Annotated in this window: 14 protein-coding genes; 4 read left to right on the forward strand and 10 right to left on the reverse strand. The window is 62.3% G+C overall.

The features are described 5' to 3' along the window. Positions 1-67: 67 nt before the first annotated feature. Positions 68-3,274 (forward strand): multidrug efflux RND transporter permease subunit, encoded by a 3,207-nt coding sequence (locus tag VFB05_RS22495; protein ID WP_325016329.1) that lies wholly within the window; start codon positions 68-70, stop codon positions 3,272-3,274. 9 nt (positions 3,275-3,283) lie between these two features. Here the strand turns inward: VFB05_RS22495 and VFB05_RS22500 are convergent, their stop codons facing one another. From VFB05_RS22500 to bioB, 7 genes are all read right to left on the reverse strand, one after another. Next, positions 3,284-4,054, reverse strand: coding sequence for a class I SAM-dependent methyltransferase (locus VFB05_RS22500; protein WP_325016331.1), 771 nt, complete (start codon positions 4,052-4,054; stop codon positions 3,284-3,286). Between the two features lie 133 nt (positions 4,055-4,187). Beyond that, positions 4,188-5,867: a methyl-accepting chemotaxis protein gene (locus VFB05_RS22505; RefSeq protein ID WP_325016333.1), complete on the reverse strand. Its 1,680-nt coding sequence runs from the start codon at positions 5,865-5,867 to the stop codon at positions 4,188-4,190. 135 nt (positions 5,868-6,002) lie between these two features. Next, positions 6,003-7,316, reverse strand: a complete 1,314-nt coding sequence (locus VFB05_RS22510; RefSeq protein ID WP_325016335.1) for an MFS transporter — start codon at positions 7,314-7,316, stop codon at positions 6,003-6,005. A 16-nt stretch (positions 7,317-7,332) separates the two neighbouring features. After that, positions 7,333-8,589 (reverse strand): adenosylmethionine--8-amino-7-oxononanoate transaminase, encoded by a 1,257-nt coding sequence (locus tag VFB05_RS22515; protein ID WP_325016337.1) that lies wholly within the window; start codon positions 8,587-8,589, stop codon positions 7,333-7,335. Further along, on the reverse strand, positions 8,589-9,218 hold the full coding sequence (gene bioD / locus VFB05_RS22520) for a dethiobiotin synthase (RefSeq protein WP_325016339.1): 630 nt from the start codon (positions 9,216-9,218) through the stop codon (positions 8,589-8,591). Before bioD ends, VFB05_RS22515 begins: the two co-directional genes overlap by 1 nt. Continuing rightward, on the reverse strand, positions 9,215-10,354 hold the full coding sequence (locus VFB05_RS22525) for an 8-amino-7-oxononanoate synthase (protein WP_325016341.1): 1,140 nt from the start codon (positions 10,352-10,354) through the stop codon (positions 9,215-9,217). The genes bioD and VFB05_RS22525 overlap by 4 nt, the downstream gene beginning before the upstream one ends. Further along, entirely contained in the window at positions 10,351-11,343 is a 993-nt protein-coding gene (gene bioB / locus VFB05_RS22530; protein ID WP_325016343.1) for a biotin synthase BioB, read from the reverse strand. The genes VFB05_RS22525 and bioB overlap by 4 nt, the downstream gene beginning before the upstream one ends. Positions 11,344-11,457: 114 nt before the next feature. Between bioB and VFB05_RS22535 the strand changes: the two genes are divergently transcribed. Continuing rightward, positions 11,458-12,093: a GntR family transcriptional regulator gene (locus VFB05_RS22535; protein ID WP_325016345.1), complete on the forward strand. Its 636-nt coding sequence runs from the start codon at positions 11,458-11,460 to the stop codon at positions 12,091-12,093. 503 nt (positions 12,094-12,596) lie between these two features. Here VFB05_RS22535 and VFB05_RS22540 read toward each other — a convergent pair. Together VFB05_RS22540 and VFB05_RS22545 are read right to left on the reverse strand one after the other, a co-directional pair. Continuing rightward, positions 12,597-13,646, reverse strand: a complete 1,050-nt coding sequence (locus tag VFB05_RS22540; protein WP_325016347.1) for a hydroxyacid dehydrogenase — start codon at positions 13,644-13,646, stop codon at positions 12,597-12,599. Positions 13,647-13,682: 36 nt separating this feature from the next. Further along, positions 13,683-14,609 (reverse strand): Bug family tripartite tricarboxylate transporter substrate binding protein, encoded by a 927-nt coding sequence (locus VFB05_RS22545; RefSeq protein ID WP_414643276.1) that lies wholly within the window; start codon positions 14,607-14,609, stop codon positions 13,683-13,685. Positions 14,610-14,848: 239 nt separating this feature from the next. On the opposite strand from VFB05_RS22545, the gene VFB05_RS22550 reads away from it, so the two are divergent. Together VFB05_RS22550 and VFB05_RS22555 are read left to right on the forward strand one after the other, a co-directional pair. After that, positions 14,849-15,406, forward strand: a complete 558-nt coding sequence (locus VFB05_RS22550) for a decarboxylase (RefSeq protein WP_325016351.1) — start codon at positions 14,849-14,851, stop codon at positions 15,404-15,406. A 173-nt stretch (positions 15,407-15,579) separates the two neighbouring features. Next, entirely contained in the window at positions 15,580-16,185 is a 606-nt protein-coding gene (locus VFB05_RS22555; protein WP_325016353.1) for a thiamine pyrophosphate-dependent enzyme, read from the forward strand. A 2-nt stretch (positions 16,186-16,187) separates the two neighbouring features. On the opposite strand, the gene VFB05_RS22560 is transcribed toward VFB05_RS22555, so the two are convergent. Then, positions 16,188-17,264, reverse strand: a complete 1,077-nt coding sequence (locus VFB05_RS22560; RefSeq protein ID WP_325016355.1) for a rhomboid family intramembrane serine protease — start codon at positions 17,262-17,264, stop codon at positions 16,188-16,190. Positions 17,265-17,373 lie beyond the last annotated feature (109 nt).

Genomic DNA, 17,373 nt, shown 5'->3' on the forward strand with positions numbered 1-17,373 from the left:
ACGCGGCCGCCGACCAGCAAGGCTGAAAGGCCGATTGAACGAAACATCCGGAAATCGCGAGTTCCCCATGACCCACAGCTTCATCGACAGGCCGATCTTCGCCACCGTGCTGAGCGTCTTCGTGACGCTGATCGGGCTTGGCGCGCTCGCGATCCTGCCCATTGCGCAATATCCGGAGATCGTGCCGCCAACGGTCCAGATCACCACAAGCTATCCGGGAGCCTCCGCGGACGTCGTTTCGCGGACGGTGGCGACGCCGCTCGAACAGGAGATCAACGGCGTCGAGAACATGATCTACATGAACAGCCAATCGACTGGGGACGGCAAGCTCACCATCACGGTGACGTTCCGGATCGGGACTGATCTGAATGTCGCGCAGATGCTGACGCAGAACCGCGTGCAGGACGCCCTGCCCCGGCTGCCGGAGGACGTGCAGCGCCAAGGCGTGCAGGTGAGAAAGGCAACGCCTGACATCCTGCTTGCCATTCACCTCTATTCGCCAGACTCATCCCGCGATCTGCTTTACATCTCGAACTACGCAACATTGCACGTGAAGGACGTGCTGGCGCGGCTGCCGGGCGTCGGCGACGTCACGATGCAGGGCGGGCGCGAATACGCCATGCGCATCTGGCTCGATCCGGACAAGGTCGCGGCGCATAATCTGAACGCGAACGAAGTTCTGACCGCGCTGCGCGCCCAGAACGTCCAGGTCTCGGCGGGCATCCTGAACCAGCCCCCGATCGCCTCCAAGCAGGCCTATCAGATCAACGTGCAGACGCTTGGACGGCTGTCAACGCCCGAGGAGTTTGCCTCGATCGTGCTGAAGGCCGATAGCGAGGGGCGCGTCACACGGCTGCGCGACGTTGGCCGCGTCGAGATCGGAGCGTCCGATTACGGCTCGACCGCCTTCATGGACCGCGAACCGGGTCTACCGCTCCTGATCTTCGCCCAGCCGGGCGCCAATTCGCTCGCCGTCGATCGCGAAGTGAAAGACGCGATACAGAAGCTGAGCAAGGACTTCCCTCCCGGCCTCGAATACACGATCATCTATGATCCGACCATCTTCGTCAGCAAATCGATCGACGAGGTGATCAAGACGATCTTCGTCGCGGTTCTGCTCGTGGTCGGCGTCGTGTTCCTGTTCCTGCAGAGCTGGCGCGCCGCGATCATTCCGGTCATCGCTATCCCGGTCTCGCTGGTCGGCACATTCACCTTCCTGTACGCGCTCGGGATCTCGCTGAACAACCTGTCGCTGTTCGGCCTCGTGCTCGCGGTCGGCATTGTCGTCGACGACGCCATCGTCGTGGTTGAGAATGTCGAACGCAACCTCGAGCGGGGGATGAAACCGAGGGAGGCCGCTCATGTCACCATGAACGAGGTCGGCGGCGCGCTGATCTCGATTGCGCTGACGCTGTGCGCGGTGTTCGTGCCTTCGGCGTTTCTCTCCGGCATCACCGGCGAGTTCTTCCGGCAATTCGCGATCACGATCGCGGCCTCGACGCTGATCTCTTGCTTCATCTCGCTGACCCTCAGCCCTGCCCTTTGCGCCGTTTTGTTCAAGGCCCACGAGCCTGGCCACGCCGCGCGCCGTTCATGGATCGCGCGTCTGGTGCAGGCGGGATTCGACCGCTTCAACTTCGGCTTCAATTGGCTCTCGACGGGCTATGGACGGTTGACGCGGCGGCTTCTGCAGATCGCAGGCGTGGTGCTCGCCGTCTACGTTGGGCTCATCGGCATCGCCGGCGTCCAGTTTGCACGCGCGCCCACCGGCTTCATCCCGGAACAAGACCAGGGCTATCTGATCACCGTGCTGCAATTGCCGCCCGGCGCGACACTCGATCGGACCGAAGCCGTGGTCAAGAAGGCGATCGACATCATGATGTCGACGCCAGGCGTCGAACACGTGGCCCCGTTTGCGGGGCTCGACGCGACCACCTTCACCATCGCCTCCAATGCCGGGACGATCTTTTCCGGCCTGCCGTCGCTCTACAATCACCAGGTTGAGGGCGTGACCGCGGCGAGCGTGCTGGCGGATTTGCGCAAGCGCCTTTCGGTGATCCAGGAAGCCCATGTGCTGACGATCCCGCCGCCACCGGTGCATGGCATCGGCAATGCCGGCGGCTTCAAGTTGATGGTGCAGGATCGCGCGGGTCTGGGATCAGAAGCGCTCGCGAAAGCGGCGCAGAAGCTGGTCGCCGCCGCCAACAAGGATCCGAGCTTCGCTGGCGTCTTCACGCTGTTCGGCACGCGCTCGCCGTCGATCTATGCCGATATTGACCGCGAGAAGGCCGAAAAGGTCGGCCTGACGCCGACCGACGTGTTCTCGACGCTGCAGCTCTATCTCGGCTCGCAATATGTCAACGACTTCAACTATCTCGGCCGCACTTATCAAGTGATCGCGCAAGCCGACGGCAGTTTCCGCCAGGACCCGCAGGACATTGCGCGGCTGAAGGCGCGTAACCGATCGGGCGAGATGGTCCCGATCGGCACGGTCGCGCGGATGAAGTCCGAGAACGCGGCCTACCGCGTGCCTCGCTACGATCTATTCCCGGCCGCTGAAGTCATGGGCGTCGCCGCCCCGGGCGTTGCGACCGGCACGGCGCTGAAGCAGATGGAAGAACTCGCCCATGATGTGCTGCCGCCGGGGATCGGCTTTGAGTGGACCGAGCTTGCCTTTCAACAGCAACTGCCGGGGACCTCATCTTTGCTGGTGTTCGGTGCCGCGGCCTTGTTCGTGTTCCTGGTGCTCGCGGCCCAGTACGAGAGCTGGAATCTGCCGCTGGCGGTGGTGATGATCGTGCCGATGTGCCTGCTCGCTTCCGTGACCGGGCTGTTGATGCGGGGCATGCCGATCGACGTGCTGGCGCAGATTGGCTTCGTCGTCTTGGTCGGTCTTGCGGCCAAGAACGCGATCCTGATCGTTGAATTCGCGCGGCAGACCGAAGAAAGCGGCGCCACTCCGGCTGAAGCCGCCGTCACCGCGGCGCGGACGCGGCTGCGCCCGATCCTGATGACGTCGCTCGCGTTCATCTTCGGCGTTGCGCCGCTGGTGGTTGCGACCGGCGCAGGCTCGGAGATGCGTCAATCGCTGGGGACGGCGGTGTTCTCCGGCATGCTGGGCGTGACTGCGTTCGGCCTGCTGTTCACGCCGGCCTTCTATACCATCGTCCGCAAGATCGGCCGCAAGGGCACGAAGTCAACCGAACAGCGCAAGGAGGCAAAGCATGCCGCAGCGACCGCAGACGATCATGCCAGCGACGCACGCGCCGCATGACGTGAACCGTTACGTCAGCGCGGGCTCTTTCTTGGAAACTGCCTGCTCGGCCGCCTGCCAACGCACATCGGAAGAGGAATGCATTGTTGCCTGGGTCGCCGGCGTCTGCTGCAACAGATAGAACGCGGAGCGGAAGCCAAACTGCATGTAGGCCAGGCTCAAAAGCAGGAGAGACGGAGACTTCAACGGCATGCGGCGCACTTCCAGCACTCTCATGCCGTGCTCTGATGCAAGCCTTCCGATCAGCCCCCGGAACCAGATCGGGTACTGAATGACCAGCAAGCCATCTCGCGCCATGTAGTCACCAACCTTGGAAAACAGGACGGGAAGATAGCGTTTCGAGGTCGCGAATTGCCGGTCCTTGTTGGCGAATTCCGCCTCGAGATAAGGCGGGTTGGCCAGGATCAGATCGAACTTGCCCTCGACGTTGGAGAACATGTCGCTTTGCTTGACGGTGACGTTGTGGATGCCGTGAAGCCGGCAGTTCTCCGCCGTGTTCTGAACCGCTGATGGGCTGATATCGACTGCAAGCAGTTCGCGCGCCTTGGGCGCACAGAACACCGCGCCTACGCCGCTGCCGCATCCGAGGTCGAGGACCATGTCTCCAGCCCGGCAGTAGTCGACACAGGCATGCTCGTTCTCGAGCGGCTTGTAGACGCCGGGGAAGATGACCAGCCGCTTTCCGCCAACGACAATCGACGGCCAGATCCTGTTCAGCATCCCGACATAGGGATACCAGAACATCATGAACGCGTGTTTTGCAAACGACCAGATTATCATCGGCGCGAGTCCCCTAACCGTTGGCAGCCGCTTCCGAACGGCTATCGGCGGCCAGTTTCTCAAAAAACCGTTAAGAATTGTCCCCGCGCGAATACGCTCTTTGGCTTAAGCCCATAGGGCAAAGCGACGCTGATCAGGCCGCGCGGATATTGGCGAGGAAGCGATCGACGTCGGCGCGAAGCGTCACCGCCTGCTTGCTCAGCTGCTCCGCCGAGGCAAGCACGCCGTTCGAGGCCGCGCCGGTCTTTTCGGCTGCATCGTTGACGGCCGCAATATTGCTCGAGACCTGACCGGTGCCGAGCGCTGCTTCCTGCACGTTGCGGGCGATCTCCTGGGTCGCCGTTCCCTGCTGCTCGACCGCGCTCGAGATCGCCGACGCGATCTCGTTGATCGAGCTGATGGTGCGGCCGATGCCCTCGATCGCCTGCACCGCTTCGGTGGTTGCATCCTGCATGGCGCCGACCTGAGCCGAGATTTCGTCGGTTGCTTTCGCGGTCTGGCTCGCCAGCGATTTGACTTCGTTGGCGACAACGGCAAAGCCCCGGCCAGCTTCGCCCGCGCGCGCCGCCTCGATCGTGGCGTTGAGCGCCAGAAGATTGGTCTGGCTCGCGATATCGCTGATCAGCTTGACGACGTCGCCGATCTTCTGCGCCGCCGCCGACAGACCCTGCACGGTGAGATTGGTTCGGTTGGCCTCGGCGACTGCCTGGCCGGCGATTTCCGTCGATTGGGTCACTTGGCGGCCGATTTCCGACACCGAGGACGACAGTTCCTCGGTCGCGGCCGCGACGGTCTGGACGTTGACCGACGCCTGCTCGGCGACGGCCGCCACGGACGTGGCCTGCTGGCTCGCCTCGATTGCGGTCGAGGACATGCTGCGGGAGGTCGCCTGCATGTCGGAAGCAGCGCCGGCAAGACTGTCGAGTGAGGCACGGACACCGCGTTCGAATTCATCGGCGGTGCGAGCCATAATAAGCTTTCGCTCGGAATCGGCCTGCGTCTTCAGGACGTCCTGCTCGCCGCGAAGCCGCTCTGCCTCGATCATGTTGTCGCGGAACACCTTGACCGACTGCGCCATGGCGCCGAGTTCGTCGCCGCGCTCAAGCGCCGGAATCGAGGTCGATGTATCGCCTTGTGCAATCTTCCGCATCGCGATCGTCATTGCGTTGATCGGATTCACAATGCTGCGGCTGAGCAGGAGAAAGAGACCGCCGATGACAAGCATCGCCAGGCCGATCAGGATTCCCCGGGTCAGCGCCTGACTCCAGAAGATGGCATTGATGTCGTCGAGATACATGCCGGCGCCGATCACCCAGTTGAAGGGCTTGAATTCGACGGCATAAGAGGTCTTCGGCAGCGGATCGCCTCCGGCGGCGCGCGGGAAACGGTAGGACAAGAAGCCACCGCCATTGGCGGCAATCTCAAGCTGGCGCTTGACGAATAGAACGCCATCGGAATCGGCCGCGTCATAGAGGTTCTTGCCCTCGACCTTGGGATTCGGGTTCGCCACCGCAACGCCCTTGGGGTCGATGGCGTAGAAGTAGTCATCCTTGCCGAAGCGGAAGGTGCGGATCAGCACCTTGCCGTGCTCGATGGCATCGGCCTCCGAAAGCCCGGCCTTCTTTGAGGCCTGATAATCCAGCTCAAGCGTCTGGCGTACCAGCAGGACGACATCCTGGAGCTTGGCCTTGCGATCCTCAATCAGGTTGCCCCACAGCGCCGACAATCCCATGGCTGCCATCGCGGCGATGCCCAGCACGGACAGGCCGATCATCATGAAGAGCTTGTAGGAAATCCGGAGGTTGCCGAGCATTCAACACCTGATTTTGGAAACGCCGTGCGGGCGGGAAGCGGACAACCGGTCCGATGCAGATCACGATGCGATCAACATAAAGAGAGAGCCCCTAAGTAAGGGTAAAAATCCGTGAACGCGTGTTTCACGGCGAGCTCAATCCGATTTGGCGTAGCCCTTGAGGCTTACAACCGCACTTCCACCGCCAAACAGCACCAGCGCAACGAGGCATGCGCCCATCCTGAGATCGCCGGTGAGAACCGAGACATAGCCGAACAGCACCGGAGCGATGAGGCTGCCGATCTGACCCGCGCTACTGATGAACGCGATACTGCCGGCGGATTCCCTTTCGGAGAGGAAGCCGGTCGGAATGGTCCAGAACAAGGCGGTGGCGGAGAGATAGCCGATCGCAAGGACGGCGAGGCAGGCGACCGACAGCGCGGAGTTCCACAATGAAAAGGCGATCGCAATCGCCGCGCAGCCAGCGACGGCGACGGCGGCGAAGAAATGCCAATGCCGCTCGAGCCGGCGATCGGAATGATAACCGAACACGAGCATGCCGGCCGCTCCGATCATGTACGGCACCGCTGACAGCAGGCCGACATGCAGCAGGTTCGTCACGCCTGCGCGCTGGATAATGGTCGGTGACCAGAAATTGAGAACCATTCCCGCCCATGTCACCGAGAAGTAGCCTGACGTGGCGACCCACAGCATTGGCTTGCGCAGCGCCAGCAGAAAGGCGCGCGTGCCGGAGCGGCTGTCGCTACCGCCTTTGACCTTGAGGTTGGCGATCAGCAAGTCTTTCTCCCGGTCCGATAGCCAGACGGCATCGCGCGGCCGATCATTGAGCACGAAGAACGCCGCGATCCCCATGACCACCGGCAGCATTCCCTCGATCAGGAACAGCCATTGCCAATTCTTTAGCCCGAGCAGGCCGCCGAGGTTTTGCATGATCACGCCGGAAATCGGCCCACCGATCGTTCCGGATGCCGCGATTGCGAGCACGAAGTAAGACATGATCCGCCCGCGCATGCGGTCCGGAAACCAAAGCGTGAGATAGAGAATGATGCCCGGAAAGAAGCCGGCCTCAGCCGCGCCGAGCACGATGCGCGCGAGGTAGAACTGAAGCGGGCTTGAAACGAAAGCCGTGGCCATCGAGGTCAGGCCCCACAGGCACATAATCCTCATAATGGTTTTACGCGCGCCGATCTTCTGCAACACCAGATTGCTCGGCACTTCGAACAGGATGTAGCCGACGTAGAACAGGCCGACCCCAAGGCCATAGCTCGCGTCGGTGAGGCTCAGATCATCCTTGAACTGCAGTTTGGCGAAGCTGACATTGACGCGGTCAATGTAGTTGAGAACGTAGCAGACGAAGATAAAGGGGATGATCCGCCAGACCACCTTGCGGTAGAGGCGACGTTCGTCGTCGCTCGCGATTGACGCCAGACCTTCCATGCCTTGTTGCAAGTTCTTCTCCCCCCACTCAGTGGAGGTTAGCGGCATCTTCTATCGCTGCATAGATCTCGTCGAGATCGGCCTGGGTGACGCAATAGGGCGGCATCACATAGATCGTGTTGCCGAGCGGGCGGACCAGCAAATTCCGGCTGCCGAAGAACGCGAGGAGCTTTGGCCCGATACCGGCAAGATAGCCACTGTCGCGCACGTCGAGGTCGAGCGCCGCAATGGTGCCGACGCGGCGCACATCCTTAAATCTTTCATCGGAGCGAAACGGCGCCAGCGCTTTTTCCTGCATCGCCGCGACGGAAGCAACGCGTCCGAGAGTCGCCGGATCGCTCCATAAATCCAGGTTCGCTTTGGCGGCGGCGCAAGCAATGGGATTGGCCGTGTAGGAACTGGAATGGAAGAAAGTGCGGCTGCGGTCGTGCGAGAAGTGCGCATCGAAGATCTCGTTTCGGCAGAGCGTCACGGCAAGCGGCAGCGCGCCGCCGGTCAGCCCCTTCGAGTAGCAAGCGATGTCGGGCACGACGTCCGCCTGCTCGCACGCAAACAGCGTACCGGTGCGGCCCCAGCCGGTCATGACCTCGTCGGCGATGAACCACACGCCGGCCTGCTCGCAGATCCGCTTCATTTCCTTCAGCACCCACGGCTGATACATCAGCATCCCACCCGCGCCCAAGATCAGTGGCTCGACGATGAAGGCGGCTGGCTTGTCACGGCAGGCCACCTCCAGTGCATCAAGCGTCGTTTGCTCCTGTCCTCCAGACGGAAACGGCACCGTCGCCACGTCGAACAGCAGCGGGCCATAGGCGGCATTGAAGACGCCGCGGGCGCCGACCGACATCGCCCCGATGGTGTCGCCATGATAGGAGTGCTGCATCACCACGATGCGCGAACGGCTTTCGCCGATATTGCGCCAATAGCCGAGCGCCATCTTCAGTGCGACCTCGACGCTGGTCGAGCCGCTATCCGAGAAAAACACATAGTCGAGGCCGGGCGGCGTCAGCTTGAGAAGCGCAGATGCCACCCGTTCGGCCGGCTCGTGCGTGTGACCGGCGAAGATGATCTGGTTGAGCCGTTCCGCCTGCTTCTGAATCGCGCGGACGATGGCGGGGTGACAATGGCCGTGCGTGACCACCCACCACGAAGCGATGGCGTCGATGATGCGGCGCCCGTCGGCCGCATAGAGATAGGCGCCCTCGCCGCGCTCGATCTTCACCATGTCGGGCTGCAGCGCGTGCTGCGTGAACGGATGCCAAATGGGAGACGTTTTTCTGCGCATCAGCGAAAATCGCCTGGATTGAACGATGCGGCGAAGGCGTCGCGCAGCGCATTTCGATTGAGCGGCGCAATGCGCGGCAACCGCCCGAGGCGTTTGACACGCCCGATTTCGCAGATCGCGCGCTCGCTCTCGGTATGGCTATCGCCGAGAAACGCAATGCCGAGAAGTTCGATGTCGCGCCGGCGCAGGGCCTCTATGGACAGCAGCGAATGGTTGATGGTGCCGAGCGTCGTTCGGGCGCACATCACCACGGGAAGGCGCCATCGCGCGAACACGTCGATATAAAGAGTGGATGGATTTAGCGGCACCATCAGACCGCCGGCGCCTTCAATCACCAGCGGCCGGCCGCCCGTGTCGGGTGGCACCAGCGCGTCTGCATCAATGCGGACGCCATCGATCGCAGCCGACTGATGCGGCGAGACCGGTGTCTTCAAACGATAAAGCTCGGGGAGGATGCGGTCGGAGGACAAGCCGCCCAATCGCGCGACAACCTGCGAATCCGTCTCGCCTTCAAGGCCGGACTGGATCGGCTTCCAGTAACTGGCTTGAAGCAGATCGGCGAGGCCGGCGGCAAAAACGGTCTTGCCGATTTCGGTGTCGGTGCCGGTCACCACGATCGGCCGGCTCATCGGCTTCCGCCGCCCGTGACTTCGGCGAGCGCATCCAGCATCGCGCGCACATCGCTCTCGTCGACATTATTGGTCAGCGAAATGCGCAACCGCGCGGTGCCAACTGGTACTGTCGGCGGACGAATGCCCCTGATGTCGAAGCCGCGCGCCTGCAAGCCGCCCGCAAGCGTCATCGTTCGTGCATTGTCGCCGACGATATAGGGGATGATCTGCGAGCCACAGAACTGCCATCCCTGGCGCGCGCCGATTTCCTCTCGCGCAAAACCGATCAGCCGTGTCAGGCGCTGCTGGTGCACCGGCTCCTCGCGCAGGATCGCGAGCGCTTCCTCAACAGCGACCGCCATCAGCGGCGACGGCGCGGTCGAGAAGATGAACGGACGGCAGCGGTTGACGATGAAATCCCTCAGCAGCCGCGTCGTCGTCACCAGTGCGCCGGCAGCGCCCAATGCCTTGCCGCAGGTGTGAATGGCGATGAGATTCTCGCGGCCCTCATAGGCTGCTGTGAGGCCTCGGCCGTTCGGACCAAAGACGCCGGTGGCGTGCGCTTCGTCGATCATCAGGAAGGCGTCGTGGCGGTCGGCAATCGCAACAAGCGCTTCAAGCGGCGCGAAATCGCCGTCCATGCTGTAAAGGCTTTCGGCGACGATCCAGATCCGCCCCTTGCCACCTTCCCGGCGCCAGGTGCGGATCACCTCTTCAACAGCATTGGCATCGTTATGCGCGGAAAAGCGAAACTCGGCGCGGCCCGCACGCGCGCCTTCGTGAATGCTGGCATGAACGAGTTGGTCCAGTACGAGGAGATCACCCCGCTGCGGGAGCGTCGTCAGCACGGCGAAATTGGCGGTATAGCCGGTCGCAAAAAAGATCGCCGCTTCCGCGCCGAAGAATTTCGCAGCCTCGGCCTCGAGGCTTTCGTGCTCGGCGCAGTTGCCGCGGAGCAGCCGCGAGCCGCCGGCGCCTATTGGCGTTCCCGCCTCAACCGCAGCCGCAATCGCCTTGCGCATGCGCGAATTGTTGGCGAGCCCCAGATAATCGTTGGAGGAGAAATCGATGCCGGCGCGGGCTTTAAGGCTGCGCAGCCGATCGTCATCCTTCAGCGCGTCCAGGTCTGCGGCATAGCTTGCGGCGAGGCTCACGACTTGAGGCCGGAAGTGATGCCGAGCCGATCGAACAGATTGGCGTCGCGCGATCTTTGCGGATTCTTCGTCGTGAGCAGCACATCGCCGATGAAGATCGAATTGGCGCCGGCGAGGAAACATAGCGCCTGCAATTCGTCTGTCATGTATTGCCGCCCTGCCGAGAGCCGCACCACGCTTCTAGGCATCATGATGCGGGCCACCGCGACCAGCCGCGCCAGCGCGATTCCGTCGGGGCGCGCGGCGGTGTCGTTGACCGGCACGCTCTTCACCTCGTTCCACAGATTGATCGGCACGCTTTCGGGATGGCTGGGCAAATTGGCGAGCAGCACCAGCATGCCGAGCCGATCGTCGACCTCCTCGCCCATGCCGATGATGCCGCCGCAACACACCTTGATGCCGGCTTCGCGCACGTGGGCCAGCGTATCGATACGGTCCTGCAAGGTGCGCGTCGTGATGATCTGGTCGTAGAATTCCGGCGAGGTGTCGACGTTGTGGTTGTAGAAATCGAGCCCTGCTTCGCGCAGACGCGCGGCTTGCGGCGCGGTCAGCATGCCCAGTGTCGCGCAAGCCTCCATGCCCATTTCTTTCACCGCGCTAACCATGCCGCAGACCTCGTCGAGGTCGCGGTCTTTCGGATTGCGCCAGGCAGCGGCCATGCAGAAACGCGTCGCGCCGGCATCCCGCGCGCGCTGTGCGGTCGCGACTACATCGGCCTGCGCCATCAATTTCGTCGCCTTCAACCCCGTGTCGTAATGCGCGCTCTGCGAGCAGTAGCCGCAGTCCTCCGGGCAGCCTCCGGTCTTGATGCTGAGCAGGCTCGCGGTCTCGACGTGATTGGGATCGAAGTTTGCGCGATGGGCGCTCTGCGCGCGAAACATCAGATCGGAAAAGGGCAGATCGTAGAGCGCTTGCGCTTCCTTGCGCCTCCAGTCGTGACGGACAACCTCGCGGCTGTCGTGCTGCCCCTCTGCCAATCCATCTGCCATCGCACCGCCCTTTCATTTTATAGATAACTATGATTTTTATCTATAATCATACCGATGCGTTTTACGTTAGCGGAGGCCATTGGCCATCGCACTCAAATTTACGATAGATAATCTATGACTGACGCCGCCGAGAATTCGACCGTTGCCACCCGCATCACCGAGGCCATCGCGGAGCGCATCATTGCGGGCACGCTGAAGCCCGACATGCCGCTCCGTCAGGACCACATCGCGCGCGAATTCAACTCGAGCCACGTGCCGGTGCGCGAAGCCTTTCGCCAACTCGAGGCTCAGCATCTCGTGGTCGCCCTGCCCCGGCGCGGCGTGCGGGTCGCGCCGCTCGACGCCACAGCCATTCGCGAGATTTCCGAGATGCGCGCGGCACTCGAAGTGGTCGCATTGCGCCACGCCGCGCCGCGACTGACGCAGGCACATCTCGCCAAAATCGAGCTGGCGCTGATCGAAGGCGAGAACGCCGAGACCTTGCAGGATTTCGAGGCCGCCAACCGCGCCTTTCACAAGGCGCTGGTTGCTCCCTGCGGCATGCCGCGCCTGCTTGCCAGCCTCGATGGATTGCAGCGCGCGAATTCACGGCTAGTGTTCGCGATGGCGCGCAGTTCCGGCTGGCGGCCGCGGTCCAATCAGGACCATCGTCTCATTCTCGGGGCGTTGCGCGCACGCAATATCGAGCAGGCGAGCGCGCTGCTCGCCCGCCACATTCAGACCATCGAGCGGCTAGTGTCCCAGTTCTGACATTCGTATCGTGTCGCGGCAAGTTCGCTTACGAATGTCAGAACTGAAAGGACACTGGCAATTCTATAATTTCAGTGTGGCTTTGACTCTGACGTTCCTTCGAAGGAGTCGCGGCAGCACTGAAAGGAACGTCAGTGTCGCCGCACTGAGCGTTCCGGCGGCTTGATTTGAGATGAGAGAAAGAGGCGTTAGACGCCGGCGGCCGGAAGGCTCGCCGCCGCGATGGCAACGATCTCGGAAAGCCGCTGTCCGATCCGGGATCGGGTCGAGCGCAAAATTGAATTCAGGCGGGCCATAACTTGTTTCCCAAGACCTTCGTCCAAGCCATTGGCCTGAAACTCGAAAGTCCTGGGATAAGGTATGGGTTCCGCTCGCCTCAGTGTCGAGATTGCCACGAAAATAGCAACGGGACGCGCGTGCAGACCGGGCGGCGCAGCAGATTCATTGCTGCCCGGCGGCCAGGGAGAAACAAAATCTTCTACGGTCTTCCCGAGTTCAATGGCCTATCCCGGCGCAAAGCCGAAGGTGCGCTCGAAGCGCTTGACATAAGCCGGCCAGACTTCCGGGTTGATCAGGCGCGGCGGCCGCTTGCCGTCGAGTGCATCGAGCATCTGCTCGGCAGCGATCCTTGCCATGTTCTCGCGCGCCTCCCTGGTCACGCCGGCCGTATGCGGGCTCGCGATCACATTGTCGAACTTCAGCAGCGGATGATCGGGCGGCGGCGGCTCCTTGGCCCAGACATCGAGGCCCGCGCCCGCGATGCGCTTGTCGCGCAGCGCCTGCTCCAGCGCCACTTCGTCGTGGATGAAGCCGCGCGCGGTGGTGATGAAATAAGCGTGGGGCTGCATCAGTGAAAATTCGCGCTGCCCCATCATGCCCTTGTTGTCCTTGGTCAGCGGGCAGGAAATCGACACGAAGTCCGAGCGGCGCAGCAGTTCATCTAGCGTGACCTTCTCGCCGCCACGCTCGGCCATTTCAGTTGCCGACAAATAGGGATCGTAAGCCAGCACGTTCATGCTCAATAGGCCCTTGCAAAGCGCGGCGATGCGGCGGCCGACATTGCCCAGCCCAACGATGCCGATCGTCTTGCCCCGCACCTCCTGGCCCATCAGCGCGTTGCGGTTGACGTTGGCTTCGCGCCGGATGACGCGATCGGCCTGGATGATCCGCTTCGACAGCGTGAGCAACATCGCCAGCGCATGTTCGGCGACCGAATGCGCGTTGCCGCCGGACTGGTTGACCACGATCACACCGGCTGCCGTGCAGGCGTCGACGTCGACGGGATCGTAGCCGGCGCCGTTCGAGGAAACGATCAGTAGGTTCGGCGCGCGGCGCAGCAGATCGGCAGTGGCGTGAAAGTGCGGCGCCAGTTCGTCGCGCGCAGCGCCGATCTGATAGGCATGCGCGGCTGAAAGGATCGGCGCCGACACCTCGTCCGGGCTCTCGTTCTCGAGCCGGTCGAGCCGCACGTCGGGGCGCGCTTTGAGAATATCGGCATAGAGCTGGTTGGCGAGATATTTGACGTAGAACACGCGCTTGTTGTTGACGGACATGTCTTTGCTTTTCTTCTTTCGGTTCTGATCCAACTATTATTCGGCCGTCATGCCGGCCGCCTTGATGATCGGGCCCCACTTGTCGTAGTCGGCATGAATCTTGGCGTCGAGCTCTTGCGGCGTGCTGCCGATCGGCGAAGCCCCGAACTTGGCCAACTTCTCCTTGACCGGATCGGTGTTCAGCGCGGCAACAAACTCGCGCGAGATTTTTGCAACCAGGTCGGGGCGCATGCCCGCGGGGCCCAGGAGGCCCCACCACACTTCGGTGTCGTAGCCCGGCACGGTCTCCGACATTGCAGGCACATTGGGCAGGAACGGCGATCGCTTGCTGGTGGTCACGGCGAGCGCGCGCAGCGTTCCCGCCTGCAACTGCCCGAGCGCTTCCGGCGCGTTGTTGAAGGACATCGGAATTTGCCCGCCCAAGAGATCGTTGATCGCGGGCGCCCCGCCTTTATAGGGAATCGCGCTCATGTCGAAGCCTGCGAGCTTCTTGAGCAGTTCGCCGGCGAGATGCGTCGAAGTGCCATTGCCGGACTGGCCGTAGGAAAGGCTGCCCGGCTTGGCCTTGGCTTGCGTAATGACATCGGACAGCGTCTTGAACGGCGAATCCGCGCGCACCACGAGGATGTTCGGCGACGAAGCCAAGATCGAAATCGGCGTAAAGTCCTTGAACGTGTCGTAGGGAAGCTTCGGATAAAGGAACGGGTTGGTGGCATGACCGCTCGCCACCACCATCAGCGTGTAACCGTCGGGCGCAGACGTCGTCAGCGCCTGCGAAGCGACGACGCCCCCTGCCCCAGGCCGGTTTTCGACGACGACCGATTGGCCCCACTGCTTCGAAACGGCATCGCCCAGGGTACGCGCGAGAATGTCGACGCCGCCACCGGCCGCATAGGGCACGAAGATATGAACGGGTCTTACAGGGAACGTCGCCTGCGCCAGTGCGGCGCTACTGGCAAACATCGCCACGACGCCGATAGCCGCCCGCAGGCATCGGCGAAGGAACAACATGCCGAGCCACGCGCCGCCGAAGAACCGACCTCCCTGTTTCATTTATCCGCCTTATGCCATGCCTGCGTATCGGCCACCTCGTCGCCTCACGCAGATCGCAACGCGATCAGGACATGTTGACAATCCCGCCGTTCGCGTCAAGTTTCGGCGCCTCAATAAGGCCGTTGCAAGCGGCAATGGAGGAAACATCAATGACGGCCGCGGACGGACAAGTGTCTCATGCCGGCGGGGGCGAGAAGAGTTGGTACGAGATCGCGTTGCAGACGCTCAAGCGCAACGACATCAAGCTCGTGCCCTATGTGCCTGACCGGGTGCTGACGCGGCTCATCAAGGAATTGCACGCCGACCCGTTTTTCACGACGTTTCCGACCGCGCGCGAGGAAGAAGCTGTCGGCATCGTTTCGGGCGCCTGGATGGGCGGCCTGCGCGGCGCGGTGTTGATGCAGACCTCCGGCTTTGCGACGCTCGCCAACGTGCTGGCCTCGCTGGCGCTGCCCTATCAAATTCCGCTGATCATGTTCGTGTCCGAGCGCGGGACGCTCGGCGAATTCAATTACGGGCAGTCGCTGGTGTGCCGCACCATGCGTCCCGTCCTCGATTCACTCGCCATGGAACATCACACCGCAACCCGGATCGACGAATTCGAGTTCATCGTCGACCGCTCGATCAAGCAGGCGATCACCACGCAGGCGCCCGTTGCGCTGATCCTGTCGCCGCTCCTGACCGGCGGCAAGGTATTCGACAAGTGAGACTAGTGGAGTGGATTTGACATTCGCTACTCGCCAAGCCGCAAGTTCGGAATGCGAATGTCAAATCCTAAACTCCACTAGAAATATATATCTTCTAGTGGTCCTTCTGATTCTAACATTCGCAAAAGGGATCGCTGAGAAGGGATGCGAATGTTAGAATCGGACCACTAGCGATGAATCAAACACCCGCACGCAACACCAAGGTGATGAACCGCTTCGATCTCACCTCGCGGCTTGTCGCCAAGTTGAAGAACGAAGAAGCCGTCATTGGTGGCATCGGCAATACCAACTTCGATCTGTGGGCCGCCGGTCATCGCCCGCAGAATTTCTACATGCTCGGCAGCATGGGGCTGGCGTTTCCGATTGCGCTCGGGGTTGCGCTGGCGCAGCCGAACCGCCGCGTGTTTGCGCTCGAAGGCGACGGCTCGCTCTTGATGCAGCTCGGTTGCTTGTCGACGATTGCGACCTTGAAGCCGAAAAACCTGACAATGGTGGTGATGGACAACGGCATCTACCAGATCACCGGCGCGCAACCGACGCCCGCCGCCAGCGCGACCGATCTGATGGCTGTTGCGATCGGCTGCGGTCTCACGCGCAGCACCTGGGCGGCGGATGAAGACGACTTCGAGCGCCTGATCGATCAATCACTGACGTCTTCGGAGCCGATGCTGATTGGTGTGCGGATCGACGACAAGCCCGGCACCGGGACCACCCGCCGCGATCCCGTGCAGATCCGCGAGCGCTTCATGAATGGGCTCGGCGTCCGCGAAGTGCTGTGAGGCTACAGTCCGCGTCGTCGGCCTCGCTCGGCGCGGAAACTCGCCGCAACGAACCCGCCGCGATCGTTGAGCCCGCGCGTCAGCTCCGGCCAATAAACAAGCGGTGTCAGCCCGAGCACGGCGACAACCACGATCAACGTTGTGATGACGGGAACGGCGGCCGCCGCCTCGATCAGGCTTCTCAACGAGGACGCCGCCCAGGGCACGAGGTTCGCCGGCAAGAGAATGTCGCCGGTCGTCTCCGGAAGCGTGAGGATCACGACGGCGCCCATCACCAGCGCATTGCCCGCGGCAAGCATGGCGACCGTCAACGCGAGCCCTCGCGGCAGCGACAGCGCAACGTCGATGCCCTTCACGGCGACGATCAACACCGCCAGCACCAATAGCATCGCGACGGGCGAAAAATCGGTCAGCCACGCCACGACTGCAAAGAGGATGCCGAGGTTCAGTTTGACGAATTCCGGAAACTTGCAGCGCATAAGCTTCGGGCCCGTAACCTCGAATGCATCGATGACAGCGCAGACCACCATGCCGGCCAGGATGCCGCCGAGATGCGCACGCCAGTCGACCCTTCCAATGAACGCAACGAGCACGTTGAGCCCGAGGTTGATCACGAAGAAGCTGGCCGGCAGGTCGATCCGCTTCAACAGCTTCAGACACAACAGCGCCCCGAGAATGCCGGAGATTCCGGCGGAGGCGCCGACACTCAAGTAAAGACCGGGGGACGTAAAGATACCGAAGAGCGCGCCGGCGATCACCGAGGCAAAATAGATCAGCAGAAAATAGGCCGTGCCGATGCGCTTCTCCAGCGGCCCGCCCCACCAGACCAGGCACGCCATGTTGGTGAGGATGTGCAACATGCTGACGTGCAGGAAGGCATAGGCGACGAGCCGCCAGTACTCATGGCGGGCCAGCGCACCGCTGTAGATCGCGCCTGAACGAAACAATGCGGCCGAACTCGGGACGGATGTGCCCGAGCGCTGCAACACGAGCGCATAGACAACGATGTTGACGCCCAACAGCAACGCCGTCGCTGTGTGTGGAACCTCGAACGCGCCGACGGAACGGGAAAATTTCATGACGGATGCGCGACCGCACGATTGCAAGACGACCCGAACTCAGCCTTAAGGCGTCTTGGGCGCGCGCGCAAGCGGCGGCGAGGCTCGCCGCCGTGCGTCATCCATTTTG

Source organism: Bradyrhizobium sp. (genome assembly GCF_035652035.1).
Classification (GTDB): Bacteria; Pseudomonadota; Alphaproteobacteria; order Rhizobiales; family Xanthobacteraceae; genus Bradyrhizobium.

Coding starts and splice junctions, on each gene's coding strand:
- VFB05_RS22495 (WP_325016329.1), top strand. CDS start 68: ATGACCCACAGCTTCATCGACAGGCCGATCTTCGCCACCGTGCTGAGC.
- VFB05_RS22500 (WP_325016331.1), bottom strand. CDS start 4,054: ATGATAATCTGGTCGTTTGCAAAACACGCGTTCATGATGTTCTGGTAT.
- VFB05_RS22505 (WP_325016333.1), bottom strand. CDS start 5,867: ATGCTCGGCAACCTCCGGATTTCCTACAAGCTCTTCATGATGATCGGC.
- VFB05_RS22515 (WP_325016337.1), bottom strand. CDS start 8,589: ATGCGCAGAAAAACGTCTCCCATTTGGCATCCGTTCACGCAGCACGCG.
- bioD (WP_325016339.1), bottom strand. CDS start 9,218: ATGAGCCGGCCGATCGTGGTGACCGGCACCGACACCGAAATCGGCAAG.
- bioB (WP_325016343.1), bottom strand. CDS start 11,343: ATGGCAGATGGATTGGCAGAGGGGCAGCACGACAGCCGCGAGGTTGTC.
- VFB05_RS22535 (WP_325016345.1), top strand. CDS start 11,458: ATGACTGACGCCGCCGAGAATTCGACCGTTGCCACCCGCATCACCGAG.
- VFB05_RS22540 (WP_325016347.1), bottom strand. CDS start 13,646: ATGTCCGTCAACAACAAGCGCGTGTTCTACGTCAAATATCTCGCCAAC.
- VFB05_RS22545 (WP_414643276.1), bottom strand. CDS start 14,609: ATGTTTGCCAGTAGCGCCGCACTGGCGCAGGCGACGTTCCCTGTAAGA.
- VFB05_RS22550 (WP_325016351.1), top strand. CDS start 14,849: ATGACGGCCGCGGACGGACAAGTGTCTCATGCCGGCGGGGGCGAGAAG.
- VFB05_RS22555 (WP_325016353.1), top strand. CDS start 15,580: ATGAATCAAACACCCGCACGCAACACCAAGGTGATGAACCGCTTCGAT.
- VFB05_RS22560 (WP_325016355.1), bottom strand. CDS start 17,264: ATGAAATTTTCCCGTTCCGTCGGCGCGTTCGAGGTTCCACACACAGCG.